This is a genomic window from Mesorhizobium sp. M0514 (genome assembly GCF_040321145.1).
Taxonomy (GTDB): Bacteria; Pseudomonadota; Alphaproteobacteria; order Rhizobiales; family Rhizobiaceae; genus Mesorhizobium.
In genome coordinates this window covers 1-19548 of record NZ_JAMYQZ010000056.1, presented here as the reverse complement: position 1 = coordinate 19548, position 19548 = coordinate 1, and the positions used below count along the sequence as shown (strand labels likewise).

At 57.6% G+C, this 19548-nt stretch carries 13 protein-coding genes and 6 pseudogenes; 5 read left to right on the top strand and 14 right to left on the bottom strand.

The features are described 5' to 3' along the window. The first annotated feature begins 130 nt into the window (after positions 1 to 130). From NKI61_RS21505 to NKI61_RS21495, 3 genes are read left to right on the top strand one after another with little or no spacing between them, the layout of a single operon-like run. A complete protein-coding gene (locus NKI61_RS21505; RefSeq protein WP_352840714.1) occupies positions 131 to 370 on the top strand; it encodes a LysR family transcriptional regulator in 240 nt (79 codons plus the stop codon). Next, the gene (locus tag NKI61_RS21500; protein WP_352840711.1) at positions 298 to 768 is read left to right on the top strand and encodes a LysR substrate-binding domain-containing protein; all 471 of its coding nucleotides are present in this window, start codon (positions 298 to 300) and stop codon (positions 766 to 768) included. Before NKI61_RS21505 ends, NKI61_RS21500 begins: the two co-directional genes overlap by 73 nt. Positions 769 to 770: 2 nt before the next feature. Further along, positions 771 to 998 (top strand): LysR family transcriptional regulator, encoded by a 228-nt coding sequence (locus NKI61_RS21495; RefSeq protein ID WP_352840708.1) that lies wholly within the window; start codon positions 771 to 773, stop codon positions 996 to 998. 138 nt (positions 999 to 1136) lie between these two features. Here the strand turns inward: NKI61_RS21495 and NKI61_RS21490 are convergent, their stop codons facing one another. The 6 genes from NKI61_RS21490 to NKI61_RS21465 form a co-directional block, all read right to left on the bottom strand. Beyond that, the gene (locus NKI61_RS21490; protein ID WP_352840706.1) at positions 1137 to 2072 is read right to left on the bottom strand and encodes a 3-hydroxyacyl-CoA dehydrogenase NAD-binding domain-containing protein; all 936 of its coding nucleotides are present in this window, start codon (positions 2070 to 2072) and stop codon (positions 1137 to 1139) included. Positions 2073 to 2181: 109 nt separating this feature from the next. Beyond that, positions 2182 to 3111, bottom strand: coding sequence for a 3,5-dioxohexanoate:acetyl-CoA acetone transferase (gene kce, locus NKI61_RS21485; RefSeq protein WP_352840704.1), 930 nt, complete (start codon positions 3109 to 3111; stop codon positions 2182 to 2184). A 424-nt stretch (positions 3112 to 3535) separates the two neighbouring features. Then, entirely contained in the window at positions 3536 to 4324 is a 789-nt protein-coding gene (locus tag NKI61_RS21480) for an SDR family NAD(P)-dependent oxidoreductase (RefSeq protein ID WP_352840703.1), read from the bottom strand. Between the two features lie 155 nt (positions 4325 to 4479). Continuing rightward, positions 4480 to 5229: an SDR family NAD(P)-dependent oxidoreductase gene (locus tag NKI61_RS21475; RefSeq protein WP_352840701.1), complete on the bottom strand. Its 750-nt coding sequence runs from the start codon at positions 5227 to 5229 to the stop codon at positions 4480 to 4482. Positions 5230 to 5384: 155 nt separating this feature from the next. Further along, on the bottom strand, positions 5385 to 7058 hold the full coding sequence (locus NKI61_RS21470; RefSeq protein WP_352840700.1) for a flavin-containing monooxygenase: 1674 nt from the start codon (positions 7056 to 7058) through the stop codon (positions 5385 to 5387). A gap of 90 nt (positions 7059 to 7148) precedes the next feature. Continuing rightward, positions 7149 to 8804 carry an ABC transporter substrate-binding protein gene (locus NKI61_RS21465; RefSeq protein ID WP_352840698.1) on the bottom strand — a complete coding sequence of 552 codons (1656 nt, stop codon included), beginning with the start codon at positions 8802 to 8804 and terminating at the stop codon, positions 7149 to 7151. A 1188-nt stretch (positions 8805 to 9992) separates the two neighbouring features. Here NKI61_RS21465 and NKI61_RS21455 point away from each other — a divergent pair. Continuing rightward, positions 9993 to 11031, top strand: a pseudogene (locus tag NKI61_RS21455) (IS5 family transposase); the annotation flags it as partial. Between the two features lie 548 nt (positions 11032 to 11579). On the opposite strand, the gene NKI61_RS21450 reads toward NKI61_RS21455, so the two are convergent. Together NKI61_RS21450 and NKI61_RS21445 are read right to left on the bottom strand one after the other, a co-directional pair. After that, a complete protein-coding gene (locus NKI61_RS21450) occupies positions 11580 to 12365 on the bottom strand; it encodes an SDR family NAD(P)-dependent oxidoreductase (protein ID WP_352840697.1) in 786 nt (261 codons plus the stop codon). A 1012-nt stretch (positions 12366 to 13377) separates the two neighbouring features. Beyond that, a pseudogene (locus NKI61_RS21445) lies at positions 13378 to 13757 on the bottom strand (transposase); the annotation flags it as partial. Between the two features lie 337 nt (positions 13758 to 14094). Between NKI61_RS21445 and NKI61_RS21440 the strand changes: the two are divergent. Continuing rightward, a complete protein-coding gene (locus NKI61_RS21440) occupies positions 14095 to 15060 on the top strand; it encodes a GlxA family transcriptional regulator (RefSeq protein WP_352840696.1) in 966 nt (321 codons plus the stop codon). A gap of 107 nt (positions 15061 to 15167) precedes the next feature. Here the strand turns inward: NKI61_RS21440 and NKI61_RS21435 are convergent. From NKI61_RS21435 to NKI61_RS21410, 6 genes and pseudogenes are all read right to left on the bottom strand, one after another. Further along, positions 15168 to 15593 (bottom strand): annotated as a pseudogene (locus NKI61_RS21435) (IS5 family transposase); the annotation flags it as partial. 297 nt (positions 15594 to 15890) lie between these two features. Continuing rightward, the gene (locus NKI61_RS21430; RefSeq protein WP_352840694.1) at positions 15891 to 17030 is read right to left on the bottom strand and encodes an IS110 family RNA-guided transposase; all 1140 of its coding nucleotides are present in this window, start codon (positions 17028 to 17030) and stop codon (positions 15891 to 15893) included. Positions 17031 to 17081: 51 nt separating this feature from the next. Continuing rightward, positions 17082 to 17442, bottom strand: a pseudogene (locus tag NKI61_RS21425) (IS5 family transposase); the annotation flags it as partial. A gap of 382 nt (positions 17443 to 17824) precedes the next feature. After that, a pseudogene (locus NKI61_RS21420) lies at positions 17825 to 19027 on the bottom strand (IS91 family transposase). 10 nt (positions 19028 to 19037) lie between these two features. Then, the gene (locus NKI61_RS21415) at positions 19038 to 19424 is read right to left on the bottom strand and encodes a tyrosine-type recombinase/integrase (RefSeq protein WP_502899912.1); all 387 of its coding nucleotides are present in this window, start codon (positions 19422 to 19424) and stop codon (positions 19038 to 19040) included. Continuing rightward, positions 19421 to 19548 (bottom strand): annotated as a pseudogene (locus tag NKI61_RS21410) (IS256 family transposase); the annotation flags it as partial. The pseudogene NKI61_RS21410 and the gene NKI61_RS21415, both read right to left, overlap by 4 nt.

Genomic DNA, 19548 nt, shown 5'->3' with positions numbered 1-19548 from the left:
ATTTTGGCACTGAACGGGCCGAAAACAATCATGTTTCAATTCATCGCAAGTTGAATAGGATTCATAGTAAGGTACTGGAAACATATTCCGCCGATGAGATCGTTGCTGGCGATAGAGGCCACCTCGCGCCATGCAAGCTTCTCGGCTGCGGCTGAGGAGCTGGAATGTCAGTCAGTCTGCTATCAGCCATGCCGTTACCGCGGCTGAGGCCTTCCTCGGCGTGCAGCTCACAGACCGCACGACGCGCCCGATCAGCCTGACAACCGAGGGCAAGATCTACATGGCCACGCTGATCAATTGCCTGAACCATCTGGCCACCGAGGGCGACGCGCTGCGCCGGTCAAAAACGCGCAACACGCTGACGATCTGACGATCTCCTGCAATCTGGCTAATGCAAACTACTGGCTGCTGCCCCGGCTGAAGCTGTTTCACCGCGAGTATCCGGAGCTGCAGGTGCATCTGGTGACGACCTATCAGGGCTTGGCATCCCTCGATGACGGCATCGAAATCGCCGTGCGCTTCAGCGATGGTTACTGGCCGAATTGCTCGTCACGTCTGCTTTTCCGGGAAAGGATTGTGCCGGTCGCCTCGCCCGATTATCTGGAACGCAATCCGCCGGTGCACCAAGCCGCCGACCTGCTTGACCACACCCTATTGCATGCCATGTCGCTGGAGCGATCCTGGTATGACTGGAACCAGTGGTTGAGCAGTTTGGCCTTTTGCCGAGTGCCGGTCTGCCCGGCCCCAGCTTCGACAATTACCTACTAATCATGCAGGCCGCGCTTAACGGGCGCGGCGTGGCGCGTGGGTGGATCGGGACAGCTTATGAGTTCATCCGCCAGGGCCAACTGGTCAAGGTCATTGATCTCCCCGTGATCCTACGGGAGGGGCAATATGTTGTCATCCGCAACCGGCACGATCCGCGGATCGAATGTTTCGTCTACTGGATCACGTCCATGACCGCCGCAGAAGCCGAGACGCTGCGCGCTCCTTTCTAATAAATCGGCGTTTGTTGATGGCTCTCGGGATCGGTTACCTTATCACCGTCGGACTCTCGAACGCCCGAACTTGACCGCGTCGCGTGTGCAGAAGCTTGATTGACACGACCGTCATCCATGCTTGGCGCCCTTTCAGTTTCAGTTAGCCCGGAGCGGAGCGATCGCTTTCTGAATGCTGGCGATAAGAGCGTCGCGCTGCGCGGACAGGTCAGCTGGAGATTGCCCGTTTGCCTCCTGTCTAACGCCGGAAACGAGCGTCTCCGCCAGCGCCGGGTCCAGGTGCAGCACACCCAGATCATCCCACCAGCGGTTAAAGCTGTCAGTGTAGCGTTCGCAGAATGCTGCGAGGCCGCCCTCACCCGCACCGAGGTGGAAAAGCATCGTTGGACCCATGGCCGCCCAGCGGAGTCCGGGACCGGCCCACATAGCCTTGTCGACGTCCTCGACGGAGGCAACCCCTGTTTTGACGAGGTGGATCGCTTCGCGCCAGACGGCGGCCTGCAGACGATTAGCGACATGGCCGGGGACCTCGCGATTGACGCGAATGGTAACTTTGCCGACAGCAGCGTAGAACCGTTCCGCGTCCTCGACGACGCCCGCGGCTGTGTGGCCATTGCCCATGACTTCTACGAGCGGAATGAGATGCGGTGGGTTGAAGGGATGACCGAGTACGAAGTGTGATGGATTGCGCCAGCCTCTCTGCATCTCCGACAGCGTCAGCCCCGACGCAGAGGTGGCGACCACGGCACCGGGTGCCAGATGTCTTTCGATTTCACCATATAGAGCGTGCTTAATCGTAAGCCTTTCGGGAACATTCTCTTGCACGAATGATACCCCTTCGACCGCTTCCGCTGCGGATTTGCAGAAGCGGACATGGTCGGGACTACCACCTTTGACCAGCCCGATATCCTCGAGCGTTGGCCACGCCCGCTCGATGTAGCCCCGGACGCTTTTCTCCGTGTCTGGGGAGATATCATGGATCGCCACGTCTCGGCCGGACGCCAAGAATAAGGCTGTCCAGCTGGCACCGATGACTCCAGCCCCTAGGACGGCGGTGTTCTTAAATTCAATCATCAGAAGATCCTAGCTTAGGGCGGAAGAGAAGGCAGTCGTGCGAACAACTATGGGCTAACGAAGACTGTCCGGTCCGTTGGACCAATCATGAGGAAGAATGGTTTTGGTGTCAAAACGCTACATGGTCACCGCCCTTGAGACCGAGACGCTGACGTGCTTCCTCAGGGGTTGCGATTGTTCTCCCGAGATTCTCGACAATGGACCTGATCTTGCGTACCTGTTCGGCGCTGGACTTAGCCTTTTGACCCGGTCCGATGTAGAGGCTGTCCTCCATGCCGACCCGTAGGTTTCCGCCAAGCAGCGCTGCTTGCGTTGTAAACGGAATCTGATGTCTTCCGGCGGCCAACACCGACCACTCGTAGTCTTTCCCGAAAAGCTTCTCGGCGATGGTGTGCATGTGCACGAGGTTGTCCAGATCGGGACCGACGCCACCCAGAATGCCAAAGACCATCTGCACAAAGAATGGAGGTTTGATCCAACCTTGGTCTATGATCCACGCCAGATTGTAGAGGTGACCTAGGTCGTAGCACTCAAACTCGAATTTCGTCCCGTGACCCTCCCCGAGTTCCTTGATCGTATATTCAATGTCGGCAAACGTGTTCCGAAATATGAAGTCCCGGGTGGATTCAAGGAACCCGGGTTCCCAAGAGTGTTTCCAGTCTTTGTACTTCTGCATCATGGGGAAGATGCCAAAGTTCATCGAGCCAACATTGAGAGAGGCCATTTCCGGACTGGTCCTCGTGGCCGCCCGGAGACGCTCGTCTCGGGTCATTCCGAGGCCGCCCCCCGTTGAAACGTTCAGGACCGCATCGCAGGATTGCTTGATGCGCGGCAGGAACTTCATGAAGAGATCTGGGTTGGGATCGGGCTTCCCGTTTTCGGGGTTTCTGGCGTGGAGGTGGATGATTGCTGCGCCGGCCTCCGCAGCCTCAATACTCGCTTGGGCTATTTCAGAGGGAGTGATCGGCAGATACTCTGACATTGTCGGCGTATGAATGCCGCCCGTTGGCGCACATGTGATAATGACAGATTTAGACATTATTGGCGCCTCTTGGAGTTGTTGAGCTAAATCGCCTCGATTAGGCTGGGCCTTAAGTTTCGTCATACGCTCGAAAGTCGGGCATAGAAAAATTGCTGGATTCTCGCCAACCTCAGCTTCGCGTTTATCTCGCTGACAAACTGTACAAAGGTCGCCTTTGATTTAACAATTTCCGCCTTGAGTTGCCACTAATCGAGTTGATGGCACCCTCATGTCGGAGGAAACAATGTGAGATCCATCAGCCAGCGCTGTCGGAACGTCCGACCGTGCTGCGCAGGCAAGGTTATCGCGAGGCCCGATCAACGGGAAACGTGCGAGGTCTTGCCTCAAGAATTCACCAGCGTTGGCATGCATAAGACGCGTGCGAGTTCCGCTACTGAACCTAATGCCACAACACAGGGGGTTGCGCCGGCAGCCATCTTTGCTAGCAAGACGTGTAACCGCCATCCACCAGCAATATCGTTCCCGTCATGTAGCTTGCTGCGTCGCTCGCCAAGAAATGGACCGCCGACGCAATTTCCTCAGGACGGGCGAGCCGGCCCATGGGTGTCTGGTCACACCATGCCTTGATCACATCCTCTGGGTATTGGTCGGTCATCTCCGACCAGACGAACCCTGGGGCAACTGCGTTTACCCGAACGCCGGATCTCGCCCATTCGCACGCAAGTGTCTTAGTAACCATATTTACGCCCGCCTTGCTCGCGTTGTAGGCGGTGACGACGTACTGCTGTCGGGTAGTGACCTCGCCGCACATGGAACTGATATTTACAATCGAACCCGAACCACGTTCCGCCATCAGCGAACCGAACGCTCGGCAGCAGTAGAACACACCATCCAAATTAACAGACATCACCACCCGCCAATCTTCATCAGAAGTTTGGCTGGTCGGAGCGGCACGAGACACGCCGGCATTGTTGACGAGAATGTCTGGGCATTTAATTTTGCCGGCGAGATCGCGAATTGCCTGAGAGTCCGTGACATCTAGCTGATAAATTGCGGGCTTCGTAGCGAAGTGCTCTGAGGCTTCGGCTAGTCGATTTACGTCGGCATCAGTCAAAATAATTGTTGCGCCGGCCTGTTGTAAGGTAAGAGCGATCTGGAGACCGATCCCACGAGCTCCGCCAGTTACAAGAGCAGTGTTGCCGGTCAGGTCAAACTTATTGAGCATGGATCCCCCAGATTGAAGCGGCATATATTCCTCGATAGTTGACATGCCAACTTTCACGTACCGACCCCCTCGCCGGAAGCAGCGGTGAACTTTTTCTGCGATAAGAGAAGGCCAGGATCGGCTCAGAAAGTTGTATCGCGCGGCTCACACTGCGAGGAGCCCTTTTCCTATCAAGCCAATCGCTTGACCTATGGCCACACCTAGCCACCCATATACAACCCCCCATTAACATGAAGGGCCGAGCCGGTGATGTAACTCGATGCGTCACTGCACAGGAAAGCGACGACGTTTGCCACTTCTTCGCCAGACCCGAAACGCCCTAGCGGCGTTCCGGAAAGCCACTTGTCCCCTTCCTGTCGAAGGAGTTCTTGAACCATAGGGGTGTCAATGGTGCCAGGGGACACGGCATTGACGCGAATGTTTGGAGCCAACTCCCTTGCAAGCGACTTTGTGAATCCCAAGATCCCACCTTTGGACGTTCCGTAATGGACATGCCCGGATGACGATCCCTCGTGCGCTGCGGAAGACGCGATTGTTACGATCGATCCCCCTAATCGGAAATGTGGAATGGACTGTCTGCAGATAAAAAAGACACCATCGAGATTAACGGCTATCGTACGACGCCATTGTTCGTCCGTCATAGTTGCGAGTGGTTGATCTTCATAAATCGCGGCTGCGGGTATGACGTGATCAATCTGTCCAAAACGGGAGATACAGGCAGATACTACTGCATCTGCGTCGGATGAACTACTCGCCTCATAACCTATAGCCAGTACCGTATCGCCTTGTGGGTCGAGCGATGACGCTAGTTTTGATGCACTCTCAACATTGAAATCAGCAAGAACCACACGCGCGCCGGATCGATGTAGTTTTCGAGCGATCGCACTGCCGATCCCGCCAGCAGCACCGGTTAAGATGATCACCTGATTTTGAAGGCTATTGTCAGTCACCAGGAATTCTCCTGTGGCACTACGCTTGCAGTGTTAGCAATAATCGAAACTCATCTGTCGGTTCTACCGATTTTTTACCGATAGTAGCTGCCCCACGCGCCCACCGTAGCAATCGATCGCCCGTTTAGACCGATTGTTTCTTCAGCTTCCCTAAATTATGCGCGAAGCTGACGGATGGCAGGGCGATCAGCCTCTAAGCCGATCTGAAACCCTTCGTATCCCTTGGCGGCAACCTCATCACAAAAGCTTTGATATGCGGGAATGCCGCCGACGTATGGCATGAAGACCGCTGGCTTTCCCGGGATGTTGACGCCGAGGTACCACGATCTCGCCTTGGTATATAGCGTGCCCTCTGCTGCCTCACGAACTTGGTTCATCCAATTCTCTTCGGCTGCCGACGTAGCTTCGATGTACTCCGCGCTCAGACCGATCATATCAGCCAGGCAATCCGCAATCCATTTGACATTGTCTTCGATCGCGACAATGACGTTGGTCATCACAGACGGACTTCCGGGGCCTGTGACGATGAACAGGTTTGGAAAGCCCGATGTCATCAATCCCAAAAACGTATTAGGTCCATCCTTCCACTTCTCCCTCAGCGTAAGTCCTTGTCGCCCGACGATATCGATCTTGCTTAGGGCTCCGGTCATCGCGTCGAACCCTGTTGCCAAGACTAACGTGTCGAGCTCGTAGACGTCGGTACCAGTAACAACCCCTTCGGGTGAAATTGTTTGGATCGGATCCGTTCGTAGATCTACCAGAGTGACGTTCGATCGATTGAATGTCTCAAAATACATTGCGTCAGCACAGATACGCTTGCTCCCAATCGGATGATCGACTGGAGCTAGTATGTCTGCGACTTTCGGATCAGCAACCACTTCGCGTATCTTTCCCCGAACGAATTCCGCAGCAGTACTATTGGCCTCTTCATTCTTGATAAGATCAGAGTAGGTGGACGCAAAGCCCGTTCCGCCCGCAGCCCATCGCCTTTCGTACTCTTTTTGGCGCTCCTCTGGAGAAACGGCCAAAGCTGACGGCGAAGCAGGATCGTACAAGATGCCAGAAGACGTGGTCCGGGCCTTCGCGCGGCGTTCGGCATAATTTTCTTTCCAAAGATTCTCGTATTGGCTGTCCATCGGCTGGTTGCGTGCCGGAATGCTGAAATTCGGCGTGCGCTGGAATACGTATAAGTGCTCGGCCTGCTTTGCGAGCTCCGGCACCACCTGTATTCCGGAAGAGCCGGTTCCGATAACCCCAACTTTTTGTCCAGACAGGTCGACCTGCTCGTGCGGCCAATTGCCTGTGTGATGAATATTCCCTGAGAAGGTATCAAGACCAGTTATGGCAGGCGTTTGGGCCGCGGACAAACAACCTGTCGCCATCACGCACCACTTGGCACGGTAGCGCTTTCCCTGGTCCGTGGAGACTATCCATTCGGATTCGGTATCTTGGAAGACGGCACTCACAACCTTCGTGTCGAAGACAATATCGCGGCGCAGATCGAATTTGTCAGCTACGTGGTTCGCATATCTCAGTATCTCGCTTTGCGACGCGTATCGCTCGGTCCAATGCCACTCCTGTTGAAGTTCCTCGGAAAATGAATAGGAGTACTGCATACTCTCAACATCGCAGCGCGCGCCAGGATACCGGTTCCAGAACCAAGTTCCGCCGACGTCGGAAGCTGTTTCGAGGACAACGGCAGCAAGCCCAAGTCCGCGCGTCAAGTGCAGCATGTACATACCCGCGAACCCAGCGCCGACGATGACGACGTCAAAGGGTTCGATTGCCCCACGGTCCGGGGACCCGCCCAAATTATCGATCTGTTGCACAAAGTACTCCTTTGACGTGTTCCTTCGCGATGCTTTCGCTATCTTTCAGACGACGGGCGAGCTTACACCCGCCCGTGTAGAGAGTGGCCTCTAGCCTTTGCTGAGCCAGACTTTGCCGTAGTCGGCTTCATACGTCGGATGCATCCCGTGATTTTTCACGGCGGGTACCGAATTGTTATAAAGGGTGCGCCAGTACGGCTGAATGATAATGCCCGAGTCCCTCAGGATCGTTTCGATGTCCTTCATCACGACCTTGCGTTTGTCGGCATCGGGAATCGAGAGCGCTTCGGTGACCTTGGCGTCGAGATCGGGGTTGGAGTATGCGGTTTCATTCCACGCTTCCCCGGTGCGGTAAGCTAGAGCAATCACCTGGATACCGAGCGGACGCATATTCCAATCAGACGTAGAAAAGGGATACTTCGTCCAATCATTCCAGAAGGTTGAACCCGGCAGAACCGTGCGTTTGACCTTGATGCCGCCCTCTCGCAACTGTGCCGCGATCGCATCACCGGTAGTCTTGATCCAGTCCTCGTCGACAGTAATGAGTTCGTGCACGAAATCCGCTTGCCCGGCTTCCGCCATCATAGCCTTGGCTTTAACCGGGTCACGAGCAATCTTCGGGATTTCAACGTATTCAGGGTGGATTGGGCTGACATGGTGATTTTCTGCTGGGGTGCCTGCATTGCCGTATCCAAGTTGCAATACCGTCGCGTTATCAACCGCCAACTGCAATGCGTTACGCACCCTCTGGTCGTCGTAAGGTTTTTGCTTCACGTTGGTGCGTGCTACGATGGTAGCGGCGGTAACGACTTTCGAAGTGACCGTACCAAGTTTTTCGAGGACTTTGACGTAGTCAGCAAAGGTCTGATAATTGGTGTGGACTTCTCCAGCCTCGAACGCGGAAATCATTGCAGAAGGATCTGCGCCGTAGTCGATTAATTCGACACCGTCGAGGTAGATGTCGCCGTTCCACCACTTTCCATCCTCGCGCTTCTTATAAACTACCTTCTGACCGACATCCCACGAAACAAGTTGAAAAGGTCCAGTCCCAATCGGATTCTTGATCAAGTCCTTTCCCGTTTTCTCAAATGAGCGGTGAACGATAAGGGCCGGATAATCCGCGATGCCAGGTATCAAAGCGATGTCCGGTCTCGGAAGCTTGAGCTTGACGGTCATGTCGTCGATCTTGTCGATCGAGCCTTCTCGTAGCTTGCCTGTTTTCTCGTCGATAAGCACGCCGATACGGCCTGGCATGGAGTTGCCCTCAGCGGACTTGTCAGCCCAGCGCGTAAAATTGAAAATGACGTCGTCGGCATTTAGAGTATCACCGTTATGCCATATGACGTTGGGTCGGATATTGAGCGTGTACTCGGTCGCGTTATCGTTAACTGCCCAGCTCTCAAGCAGGTAAGGCTGGAAGGTATAATCTCGAGTATACTTAATTAGTGGCTCCAGCATCTGACGTTCGGCGTTTCCGGTCTCGGACGAACTGGCGGCCCGCGGATCTTGGGCGTCCTTGACGAACATGGCCACCTTCAGGACCCCACCGGCCTTCGGTGTTTCTTCCGCGAAGGCCTTGGCCGGGTCTGCCAGTCCCACTAGCCCATACGCCATGGCGGTGGACGCACCGAACACGCTAGCCATGGCCAGAAATTCACGGCGGTCAACTTTGCCGGCCTTGGCCTGTTTGCCCATCCTAAGAATATGTTCAGGAACCCGGTCGCCGTTACTTTTGAAGACGGTCATTTCTTTCTCCCATTGACATTTTTGTTTCAACGATTCATTCGCTCAGTCGAAACGGCCATATGCGTTCCGTTACAAGCCGTCTGTGGGGTCGCTAGAAATGTCCGGTCCGCGCGATCGCGTTTCCAAACTTATAATCCCAACTACAAAACTCGTGCGTATGTGCGACGAACCACCCGAATGCATTCTTCGAACTGCGCAAACGCATAGCAGGAGCGACGAAGTGAGCCCGGAAAAACGCTTAAACGGCGATGTTCTTTTCGACTGTCCGCTTGGCGTCAGAGCACACGCTTGTCACATCTATGTCATCTGTCTGAGCAAAGAGAGGCTAACATGTCCGGGGAGCCGAACTTGACCGATTCGGCCACTTTTTAGATAAAAAGTGACGCCATGTCCCGTTCGGTGCCGGTACAGATGCGCTCTCACCGCTCCGGGCAGAGTTCTTTCATAGGCACTGTCTTGTTAGGGAATGCCGAGCAACGACTGCGTCGGAGCACAACGCGGGTGCGCCCGGCATTCAGCGCCGAATGGTGTGTTCTGGGGATAAGCCCTCCCGTGAGGCTGCCTGCTTGGGCGCCGCACAGTTTCTGCCGAGGGGCTCCGCCACCGGTTTGCCTCTGACGGTCGCCGAGCCTAGTTCGATGGTCAGTTTGGTCGTCCCCCGGGAGTTTGATCTTCATCGATCAAACCGGGCATCCACGAAGGTGGCGCGCTTGCGAGGCCGGGCGGCACACGGCGAGCGCCGCCGGTTCGCAGTTCCTCACGGGCACAGGAAGACGCCCACATCACAGCCGCCTACGGCTTGCGGCATGGCCGCACCGATGCTGCTGGACGGTCCCATGAAAGGTTCCGAATTCCTGGCCTCTGCCGAGCAGGTCTTACGCACCCGAGCTTCGCCCCGGCGACCGTGGTCAGGGAAACCTGCCAGAGCTTTCTGGCCCAGCGCAAGCATTCTTGCTTTTCTTGTGCCGGCTGCCATTCAAGTCGACGTAGTGTGCAAATCATCCATCGAGACGGTTCGATCCTGCCGAGGCGCCTGCACCCGGGCTGGAGTACGCAGCGCCCCCCTCGACCTGTCGGCGATTGTGAAATTGCCGACGCAAGCGTTCGTTCCATAAGCTGGACACTCGAAAGACCTCCCCATTTCGACCGCTTCGTGATTCACTGTCATTGTGATGCGGGAGGCTGCGAATGCGGGGACAGGCGGGGTTCTGGGACATCGACGAGCGCTATCTGCGGCTGAGCGAGGCCAGCGATCCGCTGGAGAAGCTGAATGCGGTGGTGCCGTGGGAGCCTTTCCGCAAGCCGCTCGGCAAGGCGCTGAAGCGCTCCGATGGCGCGAAGGGTGGTCGGCCGCCTTACGATCCGGTGATGATGTTCAGGATCATGGTTCTGCAGGCGCTCTACGACCTGTCTGACGACCAGGCTGAGTTCCTATCCAGGACCGACTATCCTTCATGCGCTTCCTCGGGCTGGGTCTCGGAGACAGGGTGCCGGACGCCAAGACGATCTGACTGTTCCGGGAGCATCTCACACAGGCCGGCGCGGTGGACAACCTGTTCGCCCGTTTCGACAAGCACCTCGGCAAGGCCGGCTACCTGGGAGATGGGCAGGCAGATTGTCGATGCCACCATCGTGGCGGCGCCCAAGCAGCGCAACACCGACGCCGAGGAGACTGACATTAAGGCGGGCAAGGTTCCGGACGAGTGGAAGAACAAGCCCGCGAAGCTGCGCCAGAAGGACCGCGATGCACGCTGGACGGTGAAGTTCTCGAAAGCCAGGGTCGCCGAAGAGGGAAAGGCGCAGCAACGGGACATCGCCATTCCCGCCTTCGGCTACAAGAACCATGCCTCGATCCATCGCAGGCACGGCTTCATCAGGGGCTGGAACGTCACGAGCGCGTCAGCCTATGACGGTGCTCAGCTTCGCAATGTCCTCAACCGCGCCAACACCGGTTCGACTGTCTGGGCCGACACGGCTTATCGCTCGAAAAAGAACGAGGAGTGGTTGGAGAAGAACGGCTACGTTTCTGACATCCACCAGAAGAAACCGAAGGGTCGGCCGATGAGCGAGGCGACGTCGCGAGCCAATGGGCGGGAATCAAAAACCCGCGCATTCGTCGAACACGTCTTCGCGCAGCAGAAATCCCGCATGGGCCTGTTCGTGCGCACCATCGGCATCGCCCGCGCCAGGCATGGCCAACCTTGCCTACAATCTCACCCGCTTCGTCTGGCACGAGGGGCGAACTGCGCCCCGCATGACGGCGAAGGCGGCGCAAAACGCCGCCGCGATGCCGAAATCGGCAGCCGGATCAATCTCAAACAACCAAATCCGAAGCGATCGCCGTCCATCAGTCCGCGCAGAACGTCGGCGCGGCCCTACCGGCCCGCGAAACGCCGGTAGTTCGAGGTGTCCAGCTGCAGCTACCTGCGGCTCAACGCCTTTGATCGCACATAGCGTGCTGTGGGCCCGTGGCTCCGGCTTCGCATTCAACGCTTTCCGCCAAGACATCACGCTCAAGCTCAACGATCACGATATGAGGTCGAGTAGCAGTTTCAGCCGATCGAGTTCACCGCGAATGTAGGCTCCTGAGACGTGCCAGCAGCACGAGACCGTCTCTAGTGCGAGGTTACCTCAAGTAACCACGAGGTCTTGCGCAGCAGCTGGTCGCCGATGTGGTCGACAACAAAGAACATCAAATCCAAACGAAATGCGCCGGAAACCACTCAGCTCAATTTTATCTTCTTGGTTCCGACGCCTGATTATATACTATCAATTCTAACCTGCTGCAGTCACGGTCCCGAAGTTGGGGTTCGGAAGCTTCTTTGTACGGCCGCCGTCAATGACATGTACCTGCCCGGTCACGAAGGCGCTCTCGTCAGAACCAAGCCATACGGCAAGATTGCCGACATCCCGCGGGTCGCCTAAACGTCCTACCGGATGCATGGTAAGCAGTTCCCTGCGGACGCGTGCGCTGTCGGCCATGCTGTCTAGGTAAATGTTGGTAAGATCAGAGTTGATCCAGCCCGGCGCGATGGCATTGCACCGGATACCCTCGTGCCCGTGATCCACGGCGACCGCTGCGGTAAAACCATGAATGCCCGCTTTCGAAGCGGAATAGGCTGGGTGCTTTGGATTTGATGCTAGCCCTTCAACCGAGCTAATATTGACAATGCTGCCACCACCCCGTTTCCGAAGATGAGGGATTGCTGACTTCGTTAGCAGGAATGGAGCTTTTAAGTTAATATCCATCATCTCGTCCCAGTCGGTCTCGGTCATCTCTTCGATAGTCTTCTCGAACATGATGCCGGCATTGTTGACGAGGATGTCCAGTCCGCCAAACTGCTCTATAACGGTCTGGATGGCCGCAACGATATCTTGAGAGTTGGAAAGATCCGTTTTGACGTAGATCACCTGGTCGTTGAGGATCGTCTCGGGCGGCGAGTTCCGCTGCACAATAGCAATTCTCGCCCCCTCTTCCGCAAAGCGCTGTGTTATACCTTCTCCGATGCCACGCCCGCCGCCGGTCACGATTGCGATTTTGCCTGCAAGTCTGTCAGTCATGCGATATCCTCAATAGACTGGGTTGGCGCCATTCACTCGGATGCTGGTCCCCGCGTGTAGCGACCGGCTCGAGCTAAGAAAATACACGGCGTCGACGATTCCTTGTGTGTGAACATCGGCCAAGCAGAACCGTCGCTGCTCAGCATCGCGTTCGACGTACGAGAGCCTGACGGGCAGGATCTGTCCTGAATAAAATCTGCCCTTCTCTCCTTAAGGCAGCGTGTGCCATTTGCCTACGCTTATGACTGGATAGATCCGATACTATCTAAGACGACTCCAGTCGTTATAGTCGTTGGAACCTGATTGGAGTTCCAACAGTGTCCAAAAGGAGTGGTCTTAAACCTCGCAGAGCATTGCACTTATTCTGCCATGTAACGTATGTTTTCGGAAGCGCCTGGCGTGGGGTTCGCAGAAAATGATTATCATGGCAATCTTAAATCGCATGCATACGCTGTTGACCTGATCTCCGCTCCGGCATCGAAGTGCCATAGAGTGGCCGCCGCAATCGCATGAGGGAGAGCGCCGTCCATGGATGCTAGCGGTGTCGCGCTAGCGGGCTTTGATCGGATGGTCGCCGCAGTGTGTCTCGGCAAAGTTGGGGCGGTTGCGACACGGGAGGTATCGCGCTTCGCTCGCAACAGCCGCGACTGCCAGCAGCTCATCGAGATTTGCCGCGTCGTCGATACGTGCCGATCGACCAGGAGACGGTCTACGCACCGCACCAGGGCAATGACCGGCTGCTGCTGGGATTGAAAGGAGTCTGGACGAATATGAGCTCGATCTGCTGCGTCACCGCTCCCTGTCGGCCCGTGATGGAGAAGGCCCGGTGCGGCGAACTCGTCGTCGCTGCCCCGGCGGCTTTGTGAAGGCCGGCGATCTCCTGGCGAAGGATCCCGATCATCGCATACAGGAGGCCATTATCCTCGAACATGGGCTAGATTTGCCTGTCAAGCGGCCTCGATCATGCAGGCAGACCCATCGCCGAATGGGTGACATGCATCTCGCTTGCTCAAGGGTTCCACAGCCAGGCGTAGAAACTGCTGGGTTGGATGCGCAACCAACGGCACATCGTCCGAACAGTGAACTGCTGACGATGCTCGGCAACGAAACGCCTATCTCACTTTACGTCCTTGGCGAAATGTGTGGTGGCCTTTTAGGATGTCGCGCTCTTTCGGTGACGAAGCCAGCTCCTACCATAGACGACGTATCTCTGCAGCTTGGGCGCCATCGGTCCAACCATATGGCTTCGAGAACTTCTTCTTCCACGCGTAGAGCGGGTGCTGGCTTATCCCGAGCCGCTTCGACACCTCCGCAGAGGGATAACCCCGCTTGGTAATCTGCGCGACCCGCATCGCGCTTGAAATCGTCACTCAAATTGCCTGCCTCCATCATGGCCTCCTTGCCTCAAAATTAGGGAAGGCGTCTACAAATCTAGGGGCAGGTCTACTCGCCTACTATCACTGTCCACGAAACCGGCAGCAGGCCAATTTGCCATCAGCCGCCGCCATGTCTTATCATGCTGAGAAGAGGGGTGGGTTGGCTCGCCTTTCTCATCCTGTGCTATTCGAAGCTCATGGTTAGTCCGCTTAGTATGGCGCGACACTCAACGGAATTTGGCAGAATTCTGTGGGAGCTGATCTCTGAAGGGGTATGTTGATCAATGCCGTCATCTCGAGATGCGCTAACAATACTGGTTGTCGTTACGCAGAGTTGCAATCTAGCAGCCACCATGGCATTTGTAGACCCTTTTCGCGCCGCAAACTATTTGGAGGGCGAAACTCTGTTCCAATGGAAGATCGCTTCGTCGAAGGGCGGCGCTTGCCTGGCGAGCAACGGGGCTTCCTTTGAAACGCTTCCGCTCAAGAATGTGCTGCAAGAGTTCTTTGACATCGTCGTGGTGTCATCAAGCTGGACCCCGGAAACCGTGGCAACACCGGACTTGTTGGCGGCCCTCAGAAAATGGGCGAGGGCCGGCAGTCTGATGGCTGGCCTCGATACTGGAGCATTCATACTTGCTGAAGCAGGTCTGCTGGTGGGCAAGCGCGCCACGGTCCACTACGAACACCTAAGCGCATTTCAGGAACTGAATGCTGATGTCGAAGTGAGTGAGGACATCTTCGTAAGAGACGGCAACCGCTTCACATGCAGTGGTGGCATAGCCAGTTGCGACATGGCGCTCCACATAATTGATGCAGCCTATGGAAGTCCGTTGGCGAAAGCTGCTGCCTATTACATATTCCATCCGGGACTTAGGCGGGCGGGAGTCTCTCAAAATCCCGGCAATATAGAGGCCGTGGTGAGAAAGGCGCCAGAGACGGTCCGACGAGCCATTTCAATTATGGAGAACCATGTAGAGGATTGCATTTCGATACCTGAAATTTCCTCCCTAGTGGGGATATCTCCTCGTCAACTCCACAGGCTGTTCGAACGTGACGTCGGCAAATCTCCTGCGCTTTACTATCGGGACGTTCGACTTGATCGCGCGCGGGGCTTTGTAACCCAAACTGACATGTTGCTTTACGAAATAGCAATTGCCTGCGGCTTTAGAAGTCAGGTGCATTTCAGCCGAGCCTATCGAGCGAGATTTGGCATCCAACCAAGTGCAGATCGCGTTGAGGGACGCATACCATTCGAGTTTCGAGCGTGGCCCCTGCATCGAAGAAAGGGTAAGCGGCTTGCAGAAGACATTCCTTAACTACGGCCTTAACGGCAAAATGGTTATGACAACGCAAAGCCGACGGTCGAAGATTCTGTACCGATTGCAACCCTAAATGAATGGAGTGGACTAGGTCGTGTGGACACTTATCTGATCCAGAGGATGGTTGCAGCGATGGTGACGATGGCAAGGTAGTTTCGGGCTGTCTTCTCGAATCGTGTGGCGACACGTCTGAACTGCTTGAGCCTGGAGAAGCAACATTCGATCAGATGAGGCTGGGCATAGAGGTGCTTGTCGATCGGATATTTGCGTGCCCGTGACGGGTTGTTGGGAACGACGGCGATGGCGCCCTTGTCTGCGATTTCCTGGCGCAAGGGATCGGCATCTTAGGCCGCGTCGGCCATGACGACCTTTGCGGGCAATCCCTCGATCAAAGTGTAGGCCTGCGGGCAGTCGCCGCGTTGGCCAGCCGTCAGAATGAAGCGCACCGGGCACCCAAGGCCTCGGACGGCCATGTGGATCTTGGTGCTCAGACCGCCGCGCGAACGGCCAAGGGCCTGATCTTCAGACCCCCCTCATATGAGGCACATCGTGTCAATGGTAGTGGTGAGGGCTTAGTCACTTTCGAACGTAGTCGGGATCGGCCTCGCGGCGAATTGCGGAACGAGTCCACATCACCTCATATCCGGTCGGCTCTGGTGGAGCCTGCACCCATATCCCGCATGCACGGGCAAGTTTGGCGAGGCCGGGAAGGATGGGACCCATCTTTTTGACGGCGTTAACAGCCCTGGGGGGCTGGGGGGCGCCGGTCCACATCCATCCCGCTTCGTCGCAAGTGACGTTGGCCGCCCTCGCGTCGAACTCTTTCGTCAGGCCTTGGTCATGGCGCCCTCCGGCAGCAGGCCCTGGGTCAGATACCGCCATAAGGCGATTATCAGCTTGCGCGCCAAGGCGACGATCATGCTGCGGCGGATGCGTCCTTTGCCGGTGCCGACGCGCTCGTGAAACCAGCGCGCGAGACCGCTATCGGGCTGATAGCGCAGCCACAGCCAGGCGAGTTCAATGGCGGTTCGTCGCGCTCGCGGATTGCCCGATCTCTGGATGCCTTGGTCGCGGCTGACCGCGCCGCTGCTCCAAGGGCTGGATGCAAGACCGAGATAACCGGCGACCTCACGCCGGTTCTGGAAATCGCAGAAGAACACCTCGTTCGTCATTACGCTTGCGATAGTCAGGCCGATGCCACGCAGATGACTCAGTTGGGCGATTCCGGGAGCTGTGGTCTCGGCGGCCTGACGCTGCTCAGCGTCGACCTCCATGATCATCTCGATTACTTGCCACAAGCGGCGGCACTCGCGCTTGATCTCGTTCTTCAGGCAGGGCGGCAGATCCCGCCCGTCAGCCGTGCGCAGCGTTTCGAGCTGCTCACGCCAGTCCCGTCTGGCTGGCTTGAAGTCGCGGATGCCCTGGGTCATCAAAAGCCCCTTGACGCGGCTCGAATGCTGGCCGCGTTCGTTGACGAGCCGAGCCCGTTCCCGGCTGCGACGGCGATCGTTCTCCTGCTCGAGGCTCGGCACTCGCACAACCCGGCAGACCCTCGGCTCGCCACGTTCCATCGCCATCAGCGTGCGCAGCAGCGCCGCCGCATCGAGGCGGTCCGTCTTGGCGCGGCCTGACCGGCGGTCGACCAGGATGCTGGCCGCGTCCAGAACCTGATTGTCGATGCCGCGGTCGCACAGGAAACGATGCAGCCAGAAACCGTCGTAGCCGGCCTCGTAGCACGACATTACTCGAACCGGACGCGTCAAGGCGGCCTGCGCCTGTTCGCGCCGGTGTTCAATGAGAGCCATAAGCCCTTCGGTGTCACCTCCTTGCAGGCGATGCAGGCTGATCTTGTCGACCGCCGGCGAGTGCAGGGCCACAAGCCAGGTCGACTTGCTCAATTCCAGCGCCATGAAAATTGTGGCAGTCTTCTCGTCGACGGGCGGCAGAGCAACGGATGAGAGATTCATGAGACGTCTCCAGGGTTAGGATGTCGGACCCCGAAAACTTACCTGAGTTCCGCCGCCCGTCGCCTCATGGGATCTTTTTTGGCCCCCCAAGGCGTGCTGGTGGGCGCGGATGATGGTGGAATCGACGATCAGATACTCAAAGTCGGGATCATCCGACATCGCCGCGAATATGCGCCACCAGACACCTTTGCGGCTCCACCGGCTGAACCGGCGGAAGACGCTGTTCCAATCTCCGAATGCATCGGGCAGATCGCGCCAGGGAGAGCCAGTGCGAACGATCCAAAGCACCGCTTCCACGAACATCCGGTTGTCGCGGCCGACGAACCTCGCGCGTCCGCTGGTCGCCGATGATGTGCGCCGACATGCGCTCCCACTGGTCGCCACGAAGAATCAGACGGTCGAGAACACCCATGCCTGTCTCCAAAAGACAGCCTTGAATCTGGAGGGTTCTGTGTAGTCGCGGGCGCGATTGGGCGGGCATGCACGGGTCGCGACTACATTGAAGCCTGATTGAACTGAACCGCGGGATGGCGGGCGGGGCTATGGGGATTTAGGGCTCGACAGTGTGTCCGAGGCGCCGGAGCGGGCTCGCCGATCGCTCTTAGGCGGTCGCCCGTCGTCGCGATGCAGGACCATCTGCGACGCGAGAGACGGCGCCATTGGGTCGTTGACGCTGAGGTGTAGCGTTGCTGGCGACAGCCAGGCTGCGACTTTGACTAGCGGCGCGCAAAGGCCCTTCGGCGACTGTAGCAGACGCCGGGATGGACGGTGCGAGCGTGTCGGTGCGCAGCGTGTCATGAGGTGTCTGGCCAGGTCGGGGCCTTGCGCGGGATCGGGCCCAGCGAGGCCATGGCGCCGCCGCAGCCCGGACAGATGTCCAGGGGGTGCCCTGTGAGACAGCGGTAACGCTGGCGATAGTCGGCGGTCGGGTCCGGCGTCGGCGTGGGCGCCGCCAGAAGAAGACGGCACTGGGCGAGCTTGGCGACGCGGTGGCCGTTGGCGAGGAGGCCGTAATGGCGGATGCGATGGAATCCGTCTGGAAGAGCGTGCAGCAGGAAGCGCCGGATGAACTCGTCGGCGCTTAAGGTCATGAGCTTGTGTTTGGACTTGTCGTGGTGGCGATAGTCCTTCCAGCGGAAGCTGACCTTTCCCTGGTCCAGGCTCACGAGGCGGCTGTTGGCGATGGCGACGCGATGGGTGTGCGGCCCAGATAGGCGAGGACCTGGTCGGGACCGCCGAACGGGGGCTTGGCGTAGACGACCCATTCGATGCGCTTCAGTCCAGTCAGTTGGGCGCAGAAAGTGGCAGGGTCGGCCAGGCTGGCGAGATCGCTGAAGAAGCGAAGCTGGCCGGCGTCGAAGGCGTCCTGCAGGCGCCCCAGGAATAGCCGCCTGAACAGACGCGACAGAACCCGCACGGGCAGGAAAAATCCCGGCCGGCAGGCGACCCATCGCTGGTCCCCGGCCTTCCGTGGCAGGATCGAGCGACAGGCCGCCGCCCGGCACGACGCAGTGGACATGCGGATGATGGTGGAGATTTTGACCCCAAGTATGAAGCACGGCGACCATGCCGATCTCGGCGCCCAGATGCCTGGGATCGGCCGCCGCCACCCTCAAGGCTTCGGATGCGGCATTGAACAGGATCGTATAGACCGCCGCCTTGTTCTGGAAGGCGATCTCAGCGATCTGGGCTGGGACGGTGAAGACCACGTGGAAGTATGGGACCGGCAGCAGCTCAGCCTGCCGCTCGGCCAGCCACTGGGCGCGGGCTAGGCCCTGGCACTTGGGGCAGTGACGGTTGCGGCAGGAGTTATAGGCTTGCCGCACGAGATCGCAGTCGGCGCAGTGTTCGGCGTGACCGCCCAAGGCCGCGGTCCGGCACGCCTCCACCTCGGCCATAACCCGGCGCTCGACACGCCCGAGATGGCCGGCATGGTCGCGGCGATAATCAGCCCCGTGACGGTGGAATACATCCGCCACTTCCAGATCCAGGCGCATGGCGCGCGGCTCAGCCGGGCGGCGTGATCTCCATGCGGAGTTGGTCAAAAGGACTGGCAGTCCGGCCGATCACAGCCGTTGAGACCTGGGCGTATAGTGTCGTCGTCGCCAGGCTGCGATGGCCCAGCAGCACCTGAATGATCCTTATGTCCGTGCCGGCTTCCAAAAGGTGGGTGGCGAAGCTGTGGCGAAGGGTGTGCACCGTCACCCGCTTCTCAACGCCCAGGAACTCGCAGGCTGCTCGACAGGCGATCCCTAAGGTCTGTGGGTGGATCGGGCCGCGGCCATCGCGCCGAGGAAATAGCCATCGCCCTGGCTTGGTCAACCGCCAATAGACGCGCAAAATCTGGTTGTGTGCGTCAAGTTCTGCAAAATGGGCGATCATGAAACTGGTCATGCGGCTTGGCGTAGAGCGAGCTTCTTGTGCTCGCGCAGATCATCCATGTTGATATAGCGGTTGGCCTCCATCCAGTTTTCGTTGGTTTCGACGGCCAGCGCCCTGACCAGGCGCAGGCAGCTTT

Coding starts and splice junctions, on each gene's coding strand:
- NKI61_RS21505 (WP_352840714.1), top strand. CDS start 131: ATGCAAGCTTCTCGGCTGCGGCTGAGGAGCTGGAATGTCAGTCAGTCT.
- NKI61_RS21495 (WP_352840708.1), top strand. CDS start 771: ATGCAGGCCGCGCTTAACGGGCGCGGCGTGGCGCGTGGGTGGATCGGG.
- NKI61_RS21490 (WP_352840706.1), bottom strand. CDS start 2,072: ATGATTGAATTTAAGAACACCGCCGTCCTAGGGGCTGGAGTCATCGGT.
- kce (WP_352840704.1), bottom strand. CDS start 3,111: ATGTCTAAATCTGTCATTATCACATGTGCGCCAACGGGCGGCATTCAT.
- NKI61_RS21480 (WP_352840703.1), bottom strand. CDS start 4,324: ATGTCAACTATCGAGGAATATATGCCGCTTCAATCTGGGGGATCCATG.
- NKI61_RS21465 (WP_352840698.1), bottom strand. CDS start 8,804: ATGACCGTCTTCAAAAGTAACGGCGACCGGGTTCCTGAACATATTCTT.
- NKI61_RS21450 (WP_352840697.1), bottom strand. CDS start 12,365: ATGACTGACAGACTTGCAGGCAAAATCGCAATCGTGACCGGCGGCGGG.
- NKI61_RS21440 (WP_352840696.1), top strand. CDS start 14,095: ATGGCATTTGTAGACCCTTTTCGCGCCGCAAACTATTTGGAGGGCGAA.
- NKI61_RS21430 (WP_352840694.1), bottom strand. CDS start 17,030: ATGAATCTCTCATCCGTTGCTCTGCCGCCCGTCGACGAGAAGACTGCC.
- NKI61_RS21415 (WP_502899912.1), bottom strand. CDS start 19,424: ATGACCAGTTTCATGATCGCCCATTTTGCAGAACTTGACGCACACAAC.